The organism is Paenibacillus sp. FSL R7-0331 (assembly GCF_000758645.1).
In the GTDB taxonomy this organism is placed as follows: Bacteria; Bacillota; Bacilli; order Paenibacillales; family Paenibacillaceae; genus Paenibacillus_AQ; species Paenibacillus_AQ camerounensis.
The window spans coordinates 1,204,811-1,225,960 of the sequence record NZ_CP009284.1; the positions used below are offsets into that span (position 1 = coordinate 1,204,811).

Consider the following 21,150-nt stretch of genomic DNA (forward strand, 5'->3'; position numbering starts at 1 on the left):
GATTTTCCCCATGCAGGTCCTGAACTTATCCCTTATAATAAATGAAATTTAAAGCCTTCTGAGGGGGATGGAGAATGCGGCGGTGGAATAATCTCACTTATCAGAGTAAGCTGATGCTCGCCTTCTTCCTGTTAGGTATTATACCGTCAATGGTGATTGGCACGATGGCTTATTTCAAATCAGTCGGGACATTGGAAGCGCGGGTGAATGAGGATTTGGGTGTTATCGCCGGACAGCTGAATGAAGCGATCCGGAGGCAGGTTGAGGATGTGGACCGGTTTAGCACCTTCCCTTATTTTACACCGGAAATCTTTCAGATTCTGAATCAGCCGTATGTGCCGCGTGACCAGTGGAGCTATCAGGAGATTGAGAGCCAGCAGCAGTTTGCCAAGCTTCTTGTCACGTATCCTTCGATCTTTTCCACGATTCAGGGTCTCGTCTTCTACAGCAGCACGGGTAACACTTACGGATACAGGGTCAGCGACAGGTCTTCCATCAATGAGGCAGTCAGTCCGGAGAATGAAGAGTGGTACCGGGAGACGCTGAGCCGTGACGGAGGAATCGCTATATCCGGATTGCGGCTGGAAAAGCAGTTCAACAGCGCCCCTTTTCAGACGATTACGGCTTCGCGCGTACTGCTGAATGATGATTTTACGCCTGCGGGTGTGGTGGCGGTGGATATCCGGCCGGATTTTATGGACAAGATCGTCCGTTCCTTTCAGCTGAAAAGCATGCATGTGATGGTGGCTGATGAAAAAGGGGAGCTGATCTACTCGACTAAGTCTGCCGACAATCAGCGGTTCCTCAGTGCTGCTGCCGGACAGGCGGCGCAAAAGGGTGCGGTGCGCGGCATGATTACCGTGCCTGCGCTAGGGGACGGATTGGATGCGGCCACCGGTGTATATGCCTACAGCGAATATCTCGGCTGGACCAGCTATTTGCTGATTGACCGCGGGGAGCTGCTGGGCGATGCCAATGTTATCCGGAACTTTACGATTGTTCTGGTGCTGATTATTACTGCGCTTGCGGGCTTGCTGTCGCTGCTGCTGGCCAGGGGGCTGGCGAAGCCGATCCGCAGCCTGATCTCCTCTATGCGTGATGTGGAACGCGGGCTGTTCGTGGCTCCGGCTGCTCCGCCCATGAGGGGCGAGATCGGCCAGCTTCATCTTAGCTACGTAACCATGGTGAAACGGCTGGGGATGCTGATCGAGTCGATCGAAGAGAAGGAGCGGCAAAAAAGAGAAGCAGAGCTGTACGCACTCCGGGCACGGATTACACCGCATTTTCTGTTCAATACGATTAACTCCATACGTATGCTTGCTGTGCTGCAGCAGTCCGAAGGAATAGCCCGCCTGCTGCAGTCACTGAACAAGCTGCTGCAGGCCAATATGAAGCTGGACAGTGAACAGGTTCCGCTGGAAGCAGAGCTTGAGCTGCTGCGGCATTATATGCGGCTTATGGAGCTTCGGTATACGAACCGTTTTGAGGTGGAATGGAAGGTGGACGAGGACCTGCTGGGAGCGAAGGTGCCGCCGATGATTCTGCAGCCGCTGGCGGAAAATGCGATTTTTCACGGGTCCCTGCACAGCGGCGGCGGAATGCTGCAGATTGAGGTCGGAGCTGAAGTGAATACGGAGGGGACGGAGCTGCTGATCTGGATCAGTGACAACGGGCAAGGCATTGAGCCGGAAACGCTGGATATGCTGAACGGCGGGGGAGTGCCGCCATCGTCCGGCAGATCCGGTGACAGCATCGGCATCTCCAATGTGCGCGACCGTATCCGGCTCCGCTACGGTGAGCCGTACACGCTGAAGCTTACGAGCACACCCGGAGCAGGAACGAGGGCGGTGCTGCATCTGCCGTACTTGGCGGAGAACGGTCAGGACAGTCTAAGCAGATTGGGGGAGTGACAATGAGGTGGAATTTGCTTGTGGTGGAGGATGAGACCATAGTCCGGCTGGGTCTTAGATATATGCTGAACTGGGATGAGCTGGAGATCGTCTGGAAGGCAGAGGCCTCGAACGGCCTTGAAGCGCTCAAGGTGCTTGCGGAGGAGGAGATCCATATCGTAATGACCGATATCCGCATGCCGGGTATGGACGGCCTTGAGCTGGCGCGCCGGATTAAAGAGCAGTACGGCAAGGTGCAGATTATTTTTTTCAGCAGCTTTGAGGATTTCCCTTATGTCAAAGAAGCTGTACGGATCGGAGTCGTGGATTATCTGCATAAGCCGACGATGGCGGAGGAGGAGATTGCGGCTGCCCTGCGCAAAGCGGCGGCGACGCTGGAGGAGCTGCACCAGCAGGAGCAGCCGCAGGGCTATACAGACAAAGACCGTGAGAGTCTGCTGCTGGAGCTGCTAACAGCAGGCGAGCCGCCGGCTGATTGCGCCCGGAGATGGCAGCAGCTCCAGCTGGATCAGCGTTACAGCCGGGGCTGGCAGCTGGCTGTGCTGCGTATGGCTGAGGGGAATACGGCAGAACCGGCTGGCCTGGCCCGCTTTATGTCCTTCCGTTATTACCTGGAAGAATACATCTCCCGTGAATGGGGCGGCCAGCTGCTTAACGTGGAAGACAGGGAGCTGGTCTGGCTGCTGCCGCTGGATGCAGAGCAGGCGGATGCCGGGGCGATGCGGAAGAATCTGGAGCAGCTCCATCAGGGACTGGATAAAATGCTCGGCATTCGCCTCGCCTACACCTGGAGCGGGATTCACCGGACAGCGCGTGAGCTGCCGGAAGCGTACAGGGCTGCTGCCGCGCAGGAACCGGAAACCGGCGGAAGGCTTAGCGGAGTGATCCGGCTGGCGACGGCTTTTATTGATGAGCATCTGCTGGAGGATCTTACGCTTGCCCGTACGGCGGAGCAGATTCACGTCAGTGTCAGTCACCTGAGCCGTCTGTTTCTGAAGGAGACCGGACAGCATTTCAATGAATATGTTACGGCCAAAAAAATGCTGCTGGCCCGCAGGCTGCTGCGGGAGAGCAACGACAAGGTGTACGAGGTGGCGGAAAAGCTGGGCTATGCGAATCCGCATTATTTCAGTAAATTATTCAAAGATGACACGGGGTTGACACCGCTGGAGTACCGCAATCAGTAACCGCTCAACAGCGGATAGCAAATCATTGCGTTAAAAAGCAATTATCATCTATTTTTCCGCCGGATTTAGCCCGGAGAGCATCCGAATCCTATAAAGTAAGCAATTAATAGCGATAAAGCAGCAAATCGGCACGGTATTTAACCTGACGCATAAACGGTAATATTGGCTTAGGAAATATACTTTATGTCAGGGAGGCTAACATATGAGTAGAAAAAAAGGGTTCTGGCGGTCATCGGTATGGAGTCTCAGTCTATTGGCCGTTCTTGCCGGCTGCGGCAGCAATGCTGCATCGGACAGCAACGGCGCAGCGGCTGGCACGGCAACTAATGCCGCAGGCAGCGGGGCTGAGAAGGAGCCGGTTGTGCTGAAGCTGACAACCTGGAACCCGATCAGCCAGACGGTTGTTGATAAATTCCAGGAGAAATACCCTTACATCACGATTGAGCACGACAAGGTATATGACCAATTCCGTGAGATCATCCGTACCCGGATTGTCTCAAAGTCCGATATGGATATGCTCTGGCTGTTCCCTAACCAGGTAGCCGAGTTCTCCAAAGAAGATGTTCTGATGGACATTACAGGCAGCCCTTGGCTGGATAATTATCTGGAAGCAGCGGTGAAGCTGGGCACGGTGGACGGTAAAACCTACGGGGTTCCGTACAACAGCCAGCCAATCGTAATGTTCTATAATAAAACACTGTTCGGTGAGCTGGGCCTTGAAATACCGCAGACCTGGGATGAGCTGCTTGCGGTAAGCGAACAGATTAAGGCCAGCGGTACCGCACCAATGGTTATCGGCAGCAAGGATGGCTGGGCTACCCAGTTCATCACTACCGCCCAGTTCGGCTTATATCAGCACGACAATCCGGATGTATTCGCACAAGTGGCCAGCGGGGAAAAGAAGTGGACCGATCCGGAGTTCAGCACTTATTTTGACGGGATGAAGGAGCTGGCGGATAAAGGCTATCTGCTGGAGAACTCCGTCGGGCTAAGCTACGACCAGGTGGCACAGGTGTTCAAGGAAGGCAAGGCGGCAATGTGGCCGATGGGCGAATGGGGCTACAGCGAGAACTTTGATGCTGACTTCTCCGCCTTTGAGCTGGGTGCGTTCCCGATTCCGGTTAACCGCGGCGATCAGCCGCTCGTAACGAGTCTGGTATCTGATAATCTGCTGGTCGGCGTATCCTGGAGTAAGCATCAGGAGGAGATCAAGCTGTTCATGGAATTTGTCGCTGACCCGGAAATCGCCAAAATCTGGTCCGATGAAACGAAGCAGGCCGTAACAGTCAAGGGAGGCACCTCTGAAACCTACAGCCCGCTTGCCGCATCGCTGCAGCCGCTGGTGGATGCGAGTGAAGCACAGATTTTCCCGAGCATGACCTCATCCATCGAGCCGGTGATGTTCCCGATCTTTCAGCAGATTCTGCTGAAGCAGGATGTGGATACGTCCAAGCTGCTGGAGCAGCTGCAGGCTGCACAGAATAAGGATATCTAGAGTCTTTTAGACAACTGAAATCAACACACAAACAGAAAAGAATAGGCGAAGGCTCAGAACAAGGACGACTCTGTCTTTCGCCTGCTTTTCTTTTTTTTACCCATTTTGGGGTAAGAAACGGAGGCGCAACATGAAATTCATGAATTTCCGCAACTATATAATGTTCATTCTACCAGCGCTTCTCATCTATCTGCTGTTTTTTGCCGGACCGATCTTCAGCGGCTTGTATTACGGGTTCACGGACTGGAACGGCTTTTCGTTCAAGGCAGACTGGGTGGGGCTGGAGAACTTCCGCGAGGCTTTCCGTGATCCGCTGCTGCTGACTGCGCTGAAAAATATGCTCATTCTCTCAGTCGTCGTTATCGTGCTGCAGCACAGCTTTTCGATTCTGCTGGCCGTGCTGCTTGACCAGAAGCTTAAAGGGATTGTCTGGATGCGGGCGGTTATTTTCTTCCCGGTCATTCTGAACACCGTCGTAATCGGGTATGTGTGGAGTTACATGTACGCGCCGATGGTCGGGTTTCTGCCGAAGTTTTTTGACGCAATCGGTTTACACGGACTGGCTGCGCTGGACTGGCTCGGTGACCCTTCCTTAGCGATTTATGCCATTGCACTCGTCATGGTCTGGCAGTACACAGGCTACTCGATGATGATCTATCTGGCGGGCCTGCAATCCGTTTCGGGTGAAATCTATGAGGCTGCGAGCATTGACGGTGCCGGGCCGTGGAACAAATTTTGGCGGGTCACCCTGCCGCTGCTGATTCCCTCCGTTATTGTGAACACCGTGCTGTCGGTCATCGGCTGCATGAAAATGTTCGAGCATGTGTTCATCATGACCCAGGGCGGACCGGCCAACTCGACTCAGACCTTCGGTATTATGATCTACCAGTATGCCTTCAAAACCTCGCAAATGGGCTACGGCACCGCGATGGCAATGATTCTGTCTGTAATGATTCTGGCTGTGACCTATGTACAGATTAAACTGCTCAGCCGTATGGAGGTGGCGAATTGACAACAACCCTGCAAAAGACCTCAATATATACCGTGCTCATTATCGCCCTGATTATCGTGCTGGTGCCGATGGCTGTGATGGTCTCCGTCTCGCTTCAGACCCCATCGACGGTTAATCCGCTGAGTCTGCCTAAAGATCCGCAGTGGAGCAATTATTTGGAGGCCTTCAAGACCGGGAATCTGCTGCCCTACTTCGGCAATAGTATTCTCGTATTGGTTATGACCACCACCGCCGCAATCGGCGTTTCGGTACTGGCCGCTTACGGCCTGCACCACGGCAAACGCTACAAATCGGATGCCATGTCAACCTTTTTCCTGATGGGCCTCATTCTGCCGGCTTTCTCCGGAACGATTCCGGCATTTCTGGTGCTGCGCCAGGTGAATCTGCTAAATACGCATATCGGGCTTTCCCTGATCCAGATTGCTTCGGGACTGGCCCTGCCGATCTTCCTGTATGTGAATTTCTTCAAAACCGTTCCGGCTGAGATTGAAGAGGCGGCGCTGGTGGACGGCTGCGGGCCTTGGCGGACGTTTGTGCAGATTATTTTTCCGCTGACCCTGCCGATTACGGCTACCTGCGTGATTGTGGTGGCGATCAACTCATGGAACGACTTCTTCAATCCGCTGGTCTACCTGTCCTCGCCGGAAATGCGTACGCTGCCCGTCGGCCTGATGGCCTTCAAAAGCCAATACAACACCAACTGGCCGCAGATGTTCGCCGGTGCCGCGCTGGTGGCGCTGCCGATCATCATCCTGTATCTGTTCGTACAGCGGTTTATTATTAAGGGTCTGGTGGGCGGTGCTGTTAAGGGGTAGAGGGTGAAGAGCGGATGGAGTAGGAGTAGGTTAGGCTGTTCGGATGAACCGGAATTGTTCGGGAGGCTGCAAGGAGTGGCGGAAATGGCGGATGTGGTGGAAATGCCACATGTGGCGGATACGGCGGAAATGGCAGATGTAGCGGATATGCCGGAAATGGCAGTACGGCAGATATGGTAGATATGGTAGATATGGTAGATATGTCGGAAACGGCGGAAATGGCGGAAATGGCAGAAATGGCGGATGTGGCGGATACGGCGGAAATGTCAGAAATGCAGTAATGCCGGGCATGCCGCTAGTAGATTTAGGTGGATTTATGCTAGTTAATTCTGCTGTTTTTGGTGAAACTCAGGGGTTATATGGAAAAAAGCAACCTAATCTTGACCTTAATACCCTTTTCGTACTGTAACGGAGGAATTAAGTGACATTTTTCCAGCTAAAGTTCCTTTAGGCGCATATAGAGTGGAATTAGGTTGCCTTTTTCGACCTAAAGAAAGTCTTCATTCATAAGGATGAACTGGAGTTGTACGGGAGGCTGGAAGGAATGGCAGAAATGGCGGATATGGCGGATATGGCGGATACGGCGGAAATGGCAGAAATGCCGTAATGCCGTAATGCCGGGCATATCGCGAGTATATTTAGGTGGATTTATGCTGCTTAATTCTAATGTTTTCGGTGAGATTCAAGGATTATATGGAAAAGAGCAACCTAATCTTGACCTTAACACCAATTTCGTACTGTAACGGAGGAATTAAGTGACATTTTTCCAGCTAAAGTCTCTTTAGGCGCATATAGAGTGGAATTAGGTTGCCTTTTTCGACCTAAAGAAAGTCTTCATTCATAAAGTAGTTTGAAACAGCCGGCCGTTCCCCGCTTAGCTCGATCAGTAACACCCGCAGCGCCCTGGAGATTTACTCGGCTTGCACAGCAAGGAGTTTGGTGTACAGCGTGCAATCAGATTACAATACTTATCCACTTTACCGCAGATAAAAGCTACGGCTTATAGTACGACGTATAGAGGAATTTCAGGCTTAAACCGATGACTAAGGGGTGAGGCTTAATGAACGCTGGAAAAAAGGCAGCAATCCCCCTGCATGGACTGGTCGTCTCCTGCCAGGCGCTGGAGCATGAGCCGCTTCACGGCAGCCATCACATGGCGGCTATGGCGAGAGCGGCTAAGGAGGCGGGAGCTGCAGGCATTCGTGCCGGCGGGGTTGCTGATATTAAGGTCATTAAGGCGGAGACGGGCCTGCCGGTAATCGGGCTGATCAAAAAGCAGACCGAAGGCTGTGAGGTCTATATCACGCCGACACTGGAGGATGCGCTGGACATCCATGCCGCGGGTGCGGATATTGTAGCCATCGACGGCACAGGACGGCCGCGGCCGGACGGGCGTTCCCTGCAGGAGACGATTGCAGGACTGAAGCAGTCGGGAGTGACCGTAATGGCTGATATTGCAACGTTTGAGGAAGGTGTGCAGGCGGCGGCATGGGGGGCGGACTATGTCTCTACTACGTTGAGCGGCTATACCCGGGAGACCGCAGGTACAGAGCTTCCGAACCTTTCACTGCTGAAAAAGCTGGCCGCTGCGCTTCCGGTTCCGGTTGTAGCCGAAGGCGGAATCTGCCGGCCGGAGCAGGCGGCGGAGGCGCTGCGCCTGGGGGCGGCCTTCGTCGTGGTCGGCTCGGCCATTACCCGCCCGCAGTGGATCGCCGGGCGGTATGTAGAGGCGCTGCGCAGCGCGGCGCCTGCCGGGGATGAGTCGTGAGCCGGTATTATATCGGCGCCGACCTCGGGGGCACGGGCATCAAGGCTGCGCTGATTGATGCTGAGGGTGTTATTGCCGCCCGCAGCAGGGCGGCAACTCCGGTCACTGAAGGCGCGGCAGGCATTCTGCGCGCGCTGAAGGACGTCATCCGCACCCTGCTGGCCGAAGGCGCGGAGGTGCGGGGCATCGGCGTCGGCAGCGCCGGGCGGATCGACGCCGCGGAAGGGATTGTCCGCTATGCGACGGACAATCTGCCGGGCTGGACCGGCATGCGGCTGGCAGAGGCGCTGACAGCCGAATTTGCCCTGCCCGCCGCGGCGGAGAACGATGCCAACGCTGCGGCGGTTGGCGAGGGCTGGCTCGGCGCTGCCGCCGGGCTGGGCAGCTTTGCGATGCTGACGCTGGGCACCGGCGTCGGCGGAGCGTTCCTTCACCGCGGCGTGCCGGTGTCCGGCAGCCAAGGGGCCGCCGGGGAGTTCGGCCACGCCGTACTCTATCCCGGCGGGCTGCTCTGCAACTGCGGGCAGCGCGGCTGCGCCGAGCAGTATCTCAGCGGCACGGCGCTGAGCCGCCGGGCAGCGGAGGTCTTTCCCGGCTGGGACGGGCGCCGGCTGCTGGAGGCTTTTGCGGCCGGGCATCCGCTGGCGGCGGGCGCAGTCGAGGCTTATCTGGATGATCTCATCTATGCTGTGCATAACATCCAGTCGTATCTTGATCCTGCCGCTGTTATTATCGGCGGCGGGGTGGCTGACTCTCACTCTATCTGGTGGGAGACGTGGCTAAGCAGACTGGCTGCAATATCGCCGCTGTCAATAACGGTACTGCCCGCCAAGCTCGGCAATGAGGCCGGGATGCTTGGGGCGGCCAAGCTGATTATGGATAGGGAGCAAGGCTAGGGAGTGCCGGGGTGATTTTAACGGAAGAAGAATGGGAATGAGGATGAGGATGTTGCGGATAGCCGGGCGGTTCTGTGCATGACGAGATGACCGGGAGGCTCTGCCGGGTGTAGTATGGGTGGAAAAAGGGTTTTGCCGAGAGCCGGATAGAATGGTCATGGAGAGAGAACGGAGACGTTTTACCGGCCTGCCAGGCTGGCCCAAAACAAGGAGCGAAAATATAAGATGCTGTTAGAGGTTATCGCCACAACTGTAAAGGATGCAGTCACCGCCGAGCGCCACGGCGCTGACCGGATTGAACTGATTACTGGCATTCTTGAGGGCGGACTGACGCCCGGCATCGGTCTGATCGAAGCGGTACGGGAAAAGGTTTCAATTCCTGTGAGGGTTATGGTGCGTCCGCATGCCCGTTCCTTTTGCTATGACGCGGAGGACGTTGCTGTGATGCTGAGGGACATCCGCCATATCCGTGCTGCCGGCGGCCTTTCGCTGGTTACAGGTGTACTCCGTGCGGACCGGTCTGTAGATGAGGAGCTGCTTGGGCGGCTGCTTGAAGCGGCAGACGGAATGGAGGTAACCTTTCACCGGGCCTTTGATGAAATTCCGGATCAGCTGGAAGCGCTGGACGTATTGTCCCGCTACAAGCAGATTACGGATGTGCTGACTTCCGGCGGCAAGGCTACTGCTCCTGAGGGTGCGGAGCGGATTGCTGTCCTTCAGCGTCTGTCGTCCATTTGCAATCAGCCCGCTATTCTGGCCGGCAGCGGCCTGACAGCAGGGGGGCTTAAGGATTTTTTGGAACAAACAGCAGTAGGCCGCGTGCATTTCGGCTCTGCAGTACGAGAGGACGGCAACCCGCTTAGACCGGTTGATCCCGGGCGGCTTGAGGCTGTCCGGCAGATTTTGAATTTTTGGAAGAGGTGAGCTGCTTGTCAAAGTCAACGCTACATGAACTGCGCAAAGCCAAAAAGCTGGAGATCAGCGCTGCCATAGAAAACGGCCCATACCAGGCAGAGTGGAGCTCTCTTGATGCCTACTCGGTTCCGCGCTGGTATGAGGATGCCAAGTTCGGTATTTTCATACACTGGGGTGTGTATTCTGTGCCGGCCTTCGGGACGGAGTGGTATGCACGCAATATGTACCGTGAAGGAACTGAAGTGTATGAGCATCACCTTGCTACGTACGGTTCACCGGATACTTTTGGCTATAAGGATTTCATTCCGCAGTTCACCGCAGAGAAGTTTGATGCCGGGGAATGGGCAGCCTTGTTCAAGCGGGCGGGGGCTTCGTTTGTTGTCCCGGTGGCGGAGCATCATGACGGCTTCGCCATGTATGACTGCCCTTATTCCGAATGGACCGCTGCCAAAATGGGCCCGAAACGCGATATCGTCGGCGAACTTGGGGCGGCGGTGCGCCGGCATTATATGACCTTCGGCGTGTCCAGCCACCGGGCGGAGAACTGGTGGTACTACAACGGCGGCCGGGATATTCCTTCCGATGTGCAGGACCCGGCATACGCGGAGCTCTACGGCCCGGCGCAGCCTACCTACGGTGATCCGGCTTATCCGCTGCCGATTCTGCCGCCGAGCGAGGAGTTTCTGGACGACTGGCTGGTGCGCACCTGTGATCTGATCGACCGCTACGGCCCGCAGCTGCTCTACTTCGACTGGTGGATTGAGCAGCCTGTCTTTAAGCCTTATCTGCAAAAGCTGGCCGCCTACTATTACAACAAAGCTGCCGAGTGGGGCCAGGGAACGGTCATCAACTATAAATTTGATGCTTTTGCCGAAGGAACAGCCGTCTATGATATGGAGCGCGGCCAGCTGGCTGATATTAATCCGGATGTATGGCAGACCTGCACTTCAGTGGGCGAGACGGCCTGGTGCCATATTGCCGACCATAAGTATAAGACATCGGGTGCAATTCTAGGCGACCTGGTCGATATCGTCAGTAAAAACGGCGTCATGCTGCTGAACGTCGGCCCGCGCGCGGATGGTACGATTCCTGAGGAGGAGCAGGCGCTGCTGCGCGAAGTCGGCGACTGGCTGGCTGTGAACGGGGAAGCCATTTACGGCACGCGGCCGTGGAAGGTGTACGGGGAGGGCCCGACGCAAATCGTCAGCGGCACCTTCAACGATACGAAGCGCAGCGCGTTCACCGCGCAGGATGTGCGCTTCACGTCCAGAGGCGACAAGCTGCTGTATGCTTCTGTCATGGGCTGGCCCGAGGACAGAGCGGCTGTTGTCGAGACGCTGGGCAGCGGCTGCAAGCTGCTGTCCGGCGAGATCGGCAAGGTGGAGCTGTTCGGCTGGACCGGGCCGCTGGATTGGAGCCGCGAAGTGACGGGACTTAGGGTACGGCTGCCGGAAGCGGTCCGGGAGCAGGGTATTATTGTACTGAAGATAGAGTATACCTCCGCAGAGCTGGCTAGATAGTAAAACGGCAATGGGCAGGCGTCTACTCGTAAGGCGGAAGCAGGTGCCGGGTGGGAACAGGAGGCACAAATGCTTCTGAATCCACTGCCAGCATCCTGCCGGCAAAGGTACAGTCCTGTTGTTCCCGGCCATGTGCCGGCCTGAGCCCATCCAACGTTATTAGTCCCGTTGTTCCCGGCCATCCGCGCGGCGCGAGCCCAGCCAACGGTAAACTCCCGTTGCTTCCCGGCACCCGCGCTTGCCCGGCGCGCAGCCCCAAACCAAGCAAGGCCCCGCCATCCAAGTGGCGGGGCCTTGCTTGTTACTGGGCGGTGCCGGGACCGCCCAGTACCTTCGGCAGCAGCGTCAGCAGCCGCTCGCGTGTCAGCGCGTCGCTGAAGTTCCATTTGCTGTTGTCCAGCAAATAGGCATGGCCCTGCTGCACGGCCGGCAGGCTGAGCCAGGCCGGGCTCTGCAGCAGCGCCTCCATCGCTGCGCGGGAATCTTCACGCTCTGGAATGAGCATGAAGATCCGGTCCCCCGCGTAAGCAGGCAGCCGCTGCGGATCGACCTCAGCGAAGCCGAGCTCAGCGTCCAGCGCCGCCTGGATCTCCGCAGTCGGCACCAGGCCGCCCGGAGCATACAGCGCGCTGGACAGGCCGCTCAGCCCCATGGCAAACAGGTGATTGCCATGGTCGAAGAACAGCGCGGAGGCGGTTTCCCCGGGGGTGAGCACGCCGCTGCCGTACAGCCGCTGCCACATGGCGGCGTTCCTGGCCGCGAAGCCGGCCAGCCAGGCTTCGGCTTCGCGCTGCTTGCCCAGCCAGCTGCCGAGCGTCCGCATGCGGTGCTCCAGCGGAGCGAAGGAATCAAAGGTGAGGGCGGGGGCGATGCCCGCGACCCGCTTGTACACCTTCTCATCGGGATTGGCGATGATGATCAGGTCCGGGTGCAGCGAGGCCGTCAGCTGCGGATTCAGCGGGAATCCGACATTGGCCAGCCTTTTCAGCCGGTGCTTATAGACGCTGTTCCGGGCAAATTCCTCGTCGCCGCCGACCGGCTTCACGCCGAGGGCGAGCAGATCACCGATCGTCTCACCGTGGTAGACGATCCGCCTTGGCCGCTCCGGAATGGACACAGTATGGCCGGTCCAGTCGCGTACGGTAACCTTCCCGCGCTGCAACTGGGCGTAATGCCCGGGGGTAACGCCGGTCTTCTGGCGGAACCGGCGGCTGAAATAATACTCGTCGGAGAAGCCGGACAGACGGGCGATTTCCCGCAGCGGCTCAGCCGATTCCAGCAGCAGCTGCTTGGAGCGGCTGATGCGCAGCTCGGTCAGATAATCGAGCGGCTTCCTGCCGGTCAGCTTTTGAAAAAGCGGAGTGAACTGCCACAGTGAAACCCCCGCCTGTTCAGCCAGCTGCTTGACTGTGATACTCTCCATATAATGCTCCTGCATATAAGTAAGGGTGCCTTCCACAGACTCAGCCGGGCTTGGCGCCTCATCCGACGGATAGTTATGCTCCAGCAGGAGGAGCAGCAGCTCCTGAAATTTCAGCTGCTGCTTATACAGCCGGACTTCACTGCGCTCAGCCGGGCTTGCCGTTAATTCTTCGGCAAGCCGGATGACCCGGGTAAACGGATGGACAAGCAGCTCCTGCCTGCCCGGAAGCAGCTCCTGCAGATAAGGCTCCGGTCCCCGGGCAGTCTGGTAGACATTGAACGAGATCTGATAATAATACAGTGTCGTTTCCGGATTATCTGCAGTAAATGCAGTTCCGGGGGAGAGGAGGAAGCATCTGTCAGCACTGAGCGCAACGGTCTCGTTATGTATGATAAGCTGTCCGGTACCGCCGGTGCAGATCAGCAGGAGATGGGACTGCGCTGTCTGCGGCTCGGTGCAGGACATAGCGGGTTGAACGCTCAAGCCGGCGCCTGTCAGCTGAAACAGCAGCGTGTGCAGCGGGACGGTCGGCGTAGATGATGGCAGCATGCGCAGGCCTCCTTTTACAAGTGAGAATGATTATCAAGTAAATTCATTGTATCCAAAACAAAGAAGCTTATCAACGGATGTTGACAAGCTTCTTCACATTTAGGAGGCCGGGAATAAGCCGGGCCTGACTGATATATACTTATTTTCCGCCCATCAGGCGCGGTAATTCGGTAAGCAGCCATTCTCTGGTCGAGGCATCGGCAGAGGTTTTCATGATGTCCTGTGTGTAGACATTGCCGTTTTTGACGGCAGGCAGGCTCTTCCAGATCTCGCTCTGAATCAGTGCATCGGTAGATTGCTTGGCTTCGTCAGCTACAGGGGTCAGAATAAAAATCCGGTCGCCTGCATACTGGCTGATAACCTCCATGGAGATTTCCAGGAAGCCGGTGCCTTCATCCAGCAGAGTCTGAATAGGAGCCGGGGCCTTGAAGCCGCCTTCGCCGTAGAGCACCTGCGACAGCCCGGTTGCAGCCATTACGAACAGTCTGTCGCCAGGATAATAGGTGAAGACCGAGGCGGTTTCGCCTTCCTTCATGCCGGTAGCCTTCAGCTGCTCCCACATGGCGGTTTCACTGGTTTTGTACTGCTCCAGCCAGTTTTCCGCTTCCTGCTTTTTACCCAGCAGCAGGCCGAGCTCGGTCATCCGTTCCTCCAGCGGGCCAAAGGTGTTGAAAATAACCGTCGGCGCGATTTTGGACAAAGCCTCAAAGTCTGCTTCGTCTGTTCCGGCATAGATAATCAGGTCAGGCTGCAGCTCAAGTGTCTTCTCCAGATTGATCGGGAATCCGACATCCTCCACTCCCGCAAGCTTGTCCTCAAAAACCTGCCCTTCCCCCATCGACAGAGGGTATCCCGCAGCCTGAACGCCCAGTGCGACGAGATCGCCGTAGGTTTCTCCCGAATAGATGATGCGCTCCGGCGATACCGGAATCTCTACCGTATGGCCTTTGTAATCTGTATAGGACTGTGTCCCGGCTGCAGCTGAGGTATCAGCGTCTGCAGAAGCCTCAGGAGAGGGTGCTGCGCTGGCAGCAGCATTGCTTGTAGTATCCGCGGCGGCGTTACCGCCGGCTTCGGTCTGTCCGTTGTTGCTTCCGCAGGCAAGCAGAAGTGCGCTCATCAGGAAGATGACGCAGAGAACAGCCAGGGGTTGTCTCGCTTTTTTTAACATAATAGTGCCTCCCTAATGAATTACGGTTTTTTTTACTGAGAATCATTCTCGCTTGCACCATCATAAAGTAAAGTGTTCTGCGGCTCAATGGACAAACTCCGGAAGCGGACTTGAATTTGTACAAAATGCACCTGAACCAAATGTGAAAGTGTGCTGCGTTTTTTTCAGAATAAATTCAGACAAGGCTGTTATGATGCAGGCAGTGTGCCGGCTGGGGGATGCTCAGAAGTGTGCTAAATTGTAATGTAAACGTTGTTACATGAAGAAAATTAGCTTTTGGGAGGGTGTTAGATTGAGAGGAAATAGCTATAACCGGTTTTTGCTGATCGCCATGTCATTAATCCTGGTGTTTGGGAACGGGGGCCTGGCACTTGCAGCCACAGCGGTCACTGTCTCCAAAATTGTGCTAAACACAAGTGAGCTGTCCCTGTCCATTGAAGATACGAATGTGCTCACAGCTACGGCGGTATACTCCGACAGCACATCAGGCGATGTTACAGTCAATGCCGACTGGTCGAGCGATAAGCCGGCTGTTGCCTCGGTCTATAACGGAATCGTAACCGCGAAGGCAGAGGGCACAGCGACAATTGTTGCGGTCTATACATACTCTGACGGAACGAAGCACTCCCAGGCGGCTACCGTTACCGTGACCAAAAAAGTTAAAGCGCTGACCCAGAATGTACAATCGCTTGATCTGCGCAAAGGGGAAGCGGGCAGCATCATTTTGACGGCAACCTATTCGGATAATACGACGGATGCTACGGCAGCCGATCATGCAGTCTGGACGACCAGCGATGCTGCAATCGCTACAGTAGTGAACGGCAAAGTGAAGGGGATTGCCTCCGGTACAGCCGCCATAACAGGTATTTACGGCAAAAAAACAATCACCGTTACCGTAAATGTCGAGGTGGCGAAGCGGATAACCGTGGATCAGCCGGAGCTGTCATTACTTTTGAACGACAGCGCTGCGGTGGTGCTGACGGCCACTTTTGCGGACGGGACTACTGAGAATGTAAGTGCGCTCGCCGCCTGGTCGACCAGTGATGAATCCGTTGCTGATGTGCTGAAGGGTGTTATTACCGGCTACAAGCAGGGCTCGGCAGTGATTACGGCCAAATATGGCACCAAAACTGCTACAGTCCAGGTAGCTGTTGATCAGACCAGCAAGCTTACAGTGGACAATCAGAGCCTGTTTCTCAAACCGGATGAAGCCCGGCAGCTTAAGCTGACAGCTGTTTATCCTGATGGCTCGGCCAAAGATGTGACAAGCACGGCAATCTGGAGCTCCAGCGACTCCGGGGTGGCTTATGTCTATAAAGGCAAGGTGTACGGCTACACAGCCGGAACAGCAGCCATCACAGGCACATACGGCGATAAAACGGTGCAGGTGGATGTGGATGTTGCGGTAGCGCGTTATCTGGATCTGAGCGAGGAGCAGCTTAGCCTGAAGAACAGTTCCAGCCACAAGCTGACGCTTACTGCAACGTACGCAGACGGCAGTACAGAGGATGTAACCGGTGCGGCGGTCTGGAGCTCAAGCAATGAATTGGTAGCCTATGTCAATAAAGGGGCTGTTACCACCTATAAATTAGCGGGAACCGCTACAATTAGCGCCACCTACGGTACTCTGGAAGCTACGCTTGAGGCGGAGGTCGGCTCTGTAAGTAAGCTGATTGCAAGCAGTGAAAATGTATTTCTGCAGACCAGCGGAACGAAGCAGCTCAGCCTGACTGCTGTTGCCCCAGACGGCTCCTCGTCTGATGTAACCTCTAACGCGGCCTGGACCTCCAGCGATAAAAATGTTGCCGCTGTCAGCAAAGGGCTGATTACCGGATATTCAGTGGGATCGGCTACGATAACGGGCACGTACAATGGCACAACCGCTACGGTTACAGTGGATGTGGGGACAGCCAGACATCTTGCGCTCAGTGAGACAGCTGTGAATCTGGCGGTGAATGCGACCAGGCAGATCGTGCTTACAGCAACTTTTGCCGATGGGACAACTGCTGATGTGACGGGTCAGGCGGCCTGGAGCTCCAGTGATGAGGCTGTTGCTTATGCGGATAAAGGGATCATTACGGCTTACGCTGAAGGTAATGCGGCGGTCACTGCAAGCTATGGCTCGAAAACAGTGACACTAATCGCTGCTGTAGGCAAAAGCGATAAGCTTAGCGTGGACGATGACAGTGTGTTTTTACGGCTGAATAAGACGCAGCAGCTGGTGCTGACCGCGATTGATGCGAACGGCGCCTCCAGTGTGGTAACGGACAGTGCAGTCTGGACAACGGCTGATGATAATACTGCAACTGTGACCAAGGGTCTAATCACCGGCTACAAATCAGGTACGACAACAGTAACGGCAGTATACGGCGGCAAAACCGTCACGATCACAGTGAACGTGGAGACCGCCTCCCGGCTGAATCTGACCCTCGGCAAGCTGAATCTTGGCGTTGATCAGAGTAAAGACGTGACGGTGATGGCCAGCTATGAGGACGGTACCACGCAGGATGTAACGGAGGATGCGGTGTGGAGCTCGGATCATGAGGACATTGCTGATGCAGATAGCGGCACCATTACCGCTTATTCTACAGGAAGTGCTGTTATTACGGCGTCCTACGGAGGCAAGAAGGCTACAATTAAGGTAACGGCAGGAACCCCGGGTAAGCTGACCCTGCAGGCCAAAACAGTAAAGCTTGAAGCAGATGAAACCTATCAGCTGATTGCTACCGGGAAGTACAGTGACGGCAGTGATCTGGTTGTGACGGGCGAGGCGGAATGGAGCACCAGTGACGGGCAGGTGGCTGAGGTTGAAGACGGGCTGATCACAGCTGTTGATACCGGAACTGCGGTCATTACTGCCAAGATCGGCGAAGTATCTGCAGCTGTCACTGTAAATGTAGGCCTGGTGGACGAGCTGGCGGCAAGTGTAACGCTGATTACGCTGTCGCCTGCCGATAAAGAGCAGATTACACTTACGGCAACGGGTTCGGATGGTGTAGAAGCGGATGTTACAGCGGATGCTGACTGGTCATCTGCCAAGCCGGCAACAGCTACGGTGAAAAAAGGGCTGGTTACTGGCGTAGCCAAAGGCAAAACAACACTCACCGCTTCCTACGGCGGACAAAAGGTGACGATTAATATCGAGGTCGATCAGATCTCCTCTATTGAAGCATCGGTCAGCAATCTGGCACTGAAATCCGGGGAGTCAGCCAAAGTGAGCGTAAAGGTCACCTTCAGCGACGGCAAAACAAAGGATGTTACCGGTGCAGCTGAGTGGAAAAGCGGAAGCTACAAGGTAGCGACGGTTACCAGCGGAACTGTGAAGGCTGTAGCTTACGGGAAATCCTATGTCACCGCAAAATACGGCGGAAAGACGGTCAAGGTACCGGTGACGGTTGATGTGCTCAAATATCTGGAGATCAGCCAGATGAATCTGAGCCTGAGTGCCGGGCAGTCAGTGCAGCTGATTGCTACGGCCACCTTTGAAGACGGCAGCGAAGCGGATGTATCGAAGACTGCGGTCTGGACCTCAACCAAGGAGCTGGTAGCCACAGGCAAGAACGGGCTTGTAAAGGCAAACAGTAAAGGCACTGCGTACCTTTCAGTAAAATACGGCGGCAAAACGGTCAAGGTTAAGATTGTTGTAAAATAACGGAGCGAATTCTCATTACTCTTTCGTGCATTCCAAAAGCAGCCTGCGCAATATCTTTTTGGACAGCCGCATTCTCCGCATTGGAGGGTGCGGTATTTATTTTGAGGAAAAATGATATTAACATATTGATAATATCATCAGATCATGCTAATATGATGATAATAACAAAATGTTAATAACAACTAACCGGGAGGTAATGACAATGTTCGGATTCAGATTCGTGAAATTTCAGCCCAGTGAGTACGTGCTTAAGGTGAAGAACGGCAAGGTCGTGCGTGAGGGAGTAGGGCTTTCCTTTTACTATTATGTGCCCACAACCTCTGTGATTGTAGTTCCTGTCTCCTCGATTGATGTCCCGTTCATGTTCGAAGAGATTACAGCGGATTACCAGATGGTAACGGTGCAGGGGCAGCTGACCTACAGAATTGTCGATTACAGCAAAACGACGCAAATCCTTAACTATACCTACAATTTGAAAAAGAACACCTACCTGTCTGACGATCCGGGCAAGCTGGCCCAGCGGGTCATTAACGTGGCTAAGGTACTGACCAAAAAGCAGCTGGAGCAGCTGCCGCTGCGCCAGGCCATCCAGTCGAGTGAACGGCTGGCCAAGACGATTACCCAGGAGATTGAGCGGAATGCGGAAATTGAAAAGCTGGGTATCGAGCTGATGGGGCTCTCGATTCTGGCGATTGTGCCGAATAAGGAAACGCTCCGCGCATTGGAGGCGCAGGCCCGGGAGGAGATTCTCCGCAGTGCCGATAATGCGCTCTATGAGCGCCGGAATGCGTCGATTGAGCAGGAACGCCGGGTGAAAGAGAATGAGCTGAATACGGAAATCGCGGTAGAGACCAAGAAGAAGCAGATCCGCCAGACTCAGCTGGATTCCGAGCGGTTCGTGAAGCAGAAGCAGAACGAGATGAAGGAAGAGCAGCTTAGCTTCGACACGGCACTGGAGGAGAAGAAGCAGGAGCTGATCGGCCTGGCAGTTGCCAACCAGAAGGCTGAAGCAGATGCCAAAGCCTACGAGCTGTCGGCAGTGATGAACTCGCTGCAGGGCGTATCGCCGAATGTGCTTCAGGCACTGACCAATGTTGGGATGAAGCCGGATAAGCTGATCGCCATCGCCTTCCAGGAGCTGGCCGAGAATGCCGGCAAGATCGGGCAGCTGAACATTACGCCGGATCTGCTGCAGGGCATTATGGCCGGATCGGCAGACGGCGCAGGCAGCGGTGCAGGTGCTGCCAGAGGAACGGGCAGACGCTGAGTGACAGGCAAGTGTGGTGATATTTGCAAATGATGAGCGTCGGTTCAGAGGCGTAGAGGGGAGCTGGAGAGGATGAGCAGCGGAGGACAGGTGTCGGAGAATAAAATTGTACTGGTCAAACGCAAGACACGGCTTGAGGAGCTGGTTGTCCGCTATAACACAGTGCAGCAGGCCCAGTTCTATATTGAGCGGCTGGGCGCAGATTTCAGCGATTATATCAGCGAGGATCTCACTTACCGCCAGGCGGTGGAGACGGCGGTTATCGAGCTGAGCGCCCTGGGCCGGGTACAGGTGCTGGAGCGGCAGCATGTGCCGAATTTTATTTTTGGCGGTGAGGATACAGTAGTCGTCCTGGGGCAGGACGGCCTTGTAGCCAATACGCTGAAGTATCTGCAGGAGCAGCCGCTGATCGGCGTGAATCCCGATCCGCAGCGCTGGGACGGCGTGCTGCTGCCGTTCACCGTCAAGGATCTGCGCCTGCTGCTGCCGGAGGTTTTCCGCAGCCGCCGTCAGGTGCGTGAGGTGACGCTGGCTAAGGCCGAGCTGAACGACGGCCAGAGCCTGTACGGCGTCAACGATCTGTTCATCGGCCGCAGGACGCATGTGTCGGCGCGCTATCTGCTGCAGCATGGCGCCGCCGCCGAGCAGCAGTCCTCCAGCGGCATCATCGTCTCCACCGGCCTTGGCTCCACCGGCTGGCTGCGCAGCGTGCTGGCCGGAGCGGCAGGCGTGACCCGCAGCGCCGCCGGTCTGGGCCTGGCCGCAGCGGCGGGGATGTCTGGCGGTGCAGCCGGGCGGGAGCCGGCAGCAGGAGCCGGAACGGAGAGCAGGCTCGCCTGGGATGACCCTAACCTGTATTTTACGGTTAGGGAGCCTTTTCCGAGCCGTACGACTTCCGCCGGTGTAGTGTTTGGCCGGGTCAGCGGCAATGAGCCGCTGCGGATCACCTCACAGATGCCGGAGGATGGCGTAATCTTCAGCGACGGCGTGGAGAGCGATTTCCTGGCGTTCAACTCCGGCGTAGAGGCGGTAATCGGTCTGGCTGAGAAGCGGGGCAGGCTGGTGGTCTGACCGATATCCTGTTAAACCACAGAGCAATCTCCATAACACTGGCGAAGCTGGTCGTAAAGCTAATTTTAAGGGAAAAATCTCATTAATGGCTACCGGCCGCAGGATGGAATTGCCGGATCAAAGGGAAAAATCCCATTAATGGCACCGGCAGAGGGCTGGAATTGCCGGATTAAAGGGAAAATTCCCACTAATGGCACCAGAAGAGGGCTGGAATTGCCGGATTAAAGGGAAAAATCCCATTAATGGCACCAGAAGAGGGCTGGAATTGCCGAATCAAAGGGAAAATTCCCATTAATGGCACCGGCAGAGGGCTGGAATTGCCGGATTAAAGGGAAAAATCCCATTAATGGCACCAGAAGAGGGCTGGAATCGCCGGATTAAAGGGAAAAATCCCATTAATGGCACCGGCAGCATGCTGGAATTGCCGAATCAAAGGGAAAAATCCCATTGATGGCACCGGCAGCATGCTGGAATTGCCGAATCAAAGGGGAAAATCCCA

At 55.6% G+C, this 21,150-nt stretch carries 14 protein-coding genes; 12 read left to right on the forward strand and 2 right to left on the reverse strand.

Features of this window, described 5'->3' with window-relative positions; translation table 11 throughout:
- The first annotated feature begins 74 nt into the window (after positions 1 to 74).
- The 9 genes from R70331_RS05120 to R70331_RS05160 all read left to right on the forward strand — a co-directional run bounded on the left by R70331_RS05120 (position 75) and on the right by R70331_RS05160 (position 11,518).
- Complete coding sequence (locus R70331_RS05120; protein WP_042173428.1) at positions 75 to 1,910, forward strand: cache domain-containing sensor histidine kinase; 1,836 nt, start codon at positions 75 to 77, stop codon at positions 1,908 to 1,910.
- A gap of 2 nt (positions 1,911 to 1,912) precedes the next feature.
- Positions 1,913 to 3,097, forward strand: a complete 1,185-nt coding sequence (locus R70331_RS05125; protein WP_042173430.1) for a response regulator — start codon at positions 1,913 to 1,915, stop codon at positions 3,095 to 3,097.
- A gap of 202 nt (positions 3,098 to 3,299) precedes the next feature.
- The gene (locus R70331_RS05130) at positions 3,300 to 4,592 is read left to right on the forward strand and encodes an ABC transporter substrate-binding protein (RefSeq protein ID WP_042173432.1); all 1,293 of its coding nucleotides are present in this window, start codon (positions 3,300 to 3,302) and stop codon (positions 4,590 to 4,592) included.
- A gap of 130 nt (positions 4,593 to 4,722) precedes the next feature.
- Positions 4,723 to 5,604: a carbohydrate ABC transporter permease gene (locus R70331_RS05135; protein ID WP_052380724.1), complete on the forward strand. Its 882-nt coding sequence runs from the start codon at positions 4,723 to 4,725 to the stop codon at positions 5,602 to 5,604.
- Positions 5,601 to 6,419 carry a carbohydrate ABC transporter permease gene (locus R70331_RS05140; protein WP_042173437.1) on the forward strand — a complete coding sequence of 273 codons (819 nt, stop codon included), beginning with the start codon at positions 5,601 to 5,603 and terminating at the stop codon, positions 6,417 to 6,419. Before R70331_RS05135 ends, R70331_RS05140 begins: the two co-directional genes overlap by 4 nt.
- Before the next feature lie 1,060 nt (positions 6,420 to 7,479).
- A complete protein-coding gene (locus R70331_RS05145; protein WP_042173440.1) occupies positions 7,480 to 8,187 on the forward strand; it encodes an N-acetylmannosamine-6-phosphate 2-epimerase in 708 nt (235 codons plus the stop codon).
- Positions 8,184 to 9,083, forward strand: a complete 900-nt coding sequence (locus tag R70331_RS05150; RefSeq protein ID WP_042173442.1) for an ROK family protein — start codon at positions 8,184 to 8,186, stop codon at positions 9,081 to 9,083. Before R70331_RS05145 ends, R70331_RS05150 begins: the two co-directional genes overlap by 4 nt.
- A gap of 225 nt (positions 9,084 to 9,308) precedes the next feature.
- Positions 9,309 to 10,007: a copper homeostasis protein CutC gene (locus R70331_RS05155; RefSeq protein WP_042173443.1), complete on the forward strand. Its 699-nt coding sequence runs from the start codon at positions 9,309 to 9,311 to the stop codon at positions 10,005 to 10,007.
- Positions 10,004 to 11,518 carry an alpha-L-fucosidase gene (locus R70331_RS05160; RefSeq protein ID WP_231576487.1) on the forward strand — a complete coding sequence of 505 codons (1,515 nt, stop codon included), beginning with the start codon at positions 10,004 to 10,006 and terminating at the stop codon, positions 11,516 to 11,518. Before R70331_RS05155 ends, R70331_RS05160 begins: the two co-directional genes overlap by 4 nt.
- 301 nt (positions 11,519 to 11,819) lie before the next feature.
- Here R70331_RS05160 and R70331_RS05165 read toward each other — a convergent pair whose 3' ends face one another.
- Positions 11,820 to 13,490, reverse strand: coding sequence for a helix-turn-helix domain-containing protein (locus R70331_RS05165; protein WP_042173447.1), 1,671 nt, complete (start codon positions 13,488 to 13,490; stop codon positions 11,820 to 11,822).
- A gap of 139 nt (positions 13,491 to 13,629) precedes the next feature.
- Positions 13,630 to 14,661: an ABC transporter substrate-binding protein gene (locus tag R70331_RS05170; protein ID WP_042173449.1), complete on the reverse strand. Its 1,032-nt coding sequence runs from the start codon at positions 14,659 to 14,661 to the stop codon at positions 13,630 to 13,632.
- Positions 14,662 to 14,953: 292 nt separating this feature from the next.
- On the opposite strand from R70331_RS05170, the gene R70331_RS05175 reads away from it, so the two are divergent.
- The 3 genes from R70331_RS05175 (at position 14,954) to R70331_RS05185 (ending at position 20,651) form a co-directional block, all read left to right on the forward strand.
- Positions 14,954 to 18,313, forward strand: coding sequence for an Ig-like domain-containing protein (locus tag R70331_RS05175; RefSeq protein ID WP_052418928.1), 3,360 nt, complete (start codon positions 14,954 to 14,956; stop codon positions 18,311 to 18,313).
- A 202-nt stretch (positions 18,314 to 18,515) separates the two neighbouring features.
- A complete protein-coding gene (locus tag R70331_RS05180; RefSeq protein ID WP_042173451.1) occupies positions 18,516 to 19,580 on the forward strand; it encodes an SPFH domain-containing protein in 1,065 nt (354 codons plus the stop codon).
- 72 nt (positions 19,581 to 19,652) lie between these two features.
- On the forward strand, positions 19,653 to 20,651 hold the full coding sequence (locus R70331_RS05185) for a diacylglycerol kinase catalytic domain-containing protein (protein WP_042173453.1): 999 nt from the start codon (positions 19,653 to 19,655) through the stop codon (positions 20,649 to 20,651).
- Positions 20,652 to 21,150 lie beyond the last annotated feature (499 nt).

What these genes read in the sequence shown, in the direction of transcription:
- R70331_RS05120 (WP_042173428.1), top strand. Translation starts at nt 75, where the DNA reads ATGCGGCGGTGGAATAATCTCACTTATCAGAGTAAGCTGATGCTCGCC.
- R70331_RS05125 (WP_042173430.1), top strand. Translation starts at nt 1,913, where the DNA reads ATGAGGTGGAATTTGCTTGTGGTGGAGGATGAGACCATAGTCCGGCTG.
- R70331_RS05130 (WP_042173432.1), top strand. Translation starts at nt 3,300, where the DNA reads ATGAGTAGAAAAAAAGGGTTCTGGCGGTCATCGGTATGGAGTCTCAGT.
- R70331_RS05135 (WP_052380724.1), top strand. Translation starts at nt 4,723, where the DNA reads ATGAAATTCATGAATTTCCGCAACTATATAATGTTCATTCTACCAGCG.
- R70331_RS05145 (WP_042173440.1), top strand. Translation starts at nt 7,480, where the DNA reads ATGAACGCTGGAAAAAAGGCAGCAATCCCCCTGCATGGACTGGTCGTC.
- R70331_RS05155 (WP_042173443.1), top strand. Translation starts at nt 9,309, where the DNA reads ATGCTGTTAGAGGTTATCGCCACAACTGTAAAGGATGCAGTCACCGCC.
- R70331_RS05165 (WP_042173447.1), bottom strand. Translation starts at nt 13,490, where the DNA reads ATGCTGCCATCATCTACGCCGACCGTCCCGCTGCACACGCTGCTGTTT.
- R70331_RS05170 (WP_042173449.1), bottom strand. Translation starts at nt 14,661, where the DNA reads ATGTTAAAAAAAGCGAGACAACCCCTGGCTGTTCTCTGCGTCATCTTC.
- R70331_RS05180 (WP_042173451.1), top strand. Translation starts at nt 18,516, where the DNA reads ATGTTCGGATTCAGATTCGTGAAATTTCAGCCCAGTGAGTACGTGCTT.
- R70331_RS05185 (WP_042173453.1), top strand. Translation starts at nt 19,653, where the DNA reads ATGAGCAGCGGAGGACAGGTGTCGGAGAATAAAATTGTACTGGTCAAA.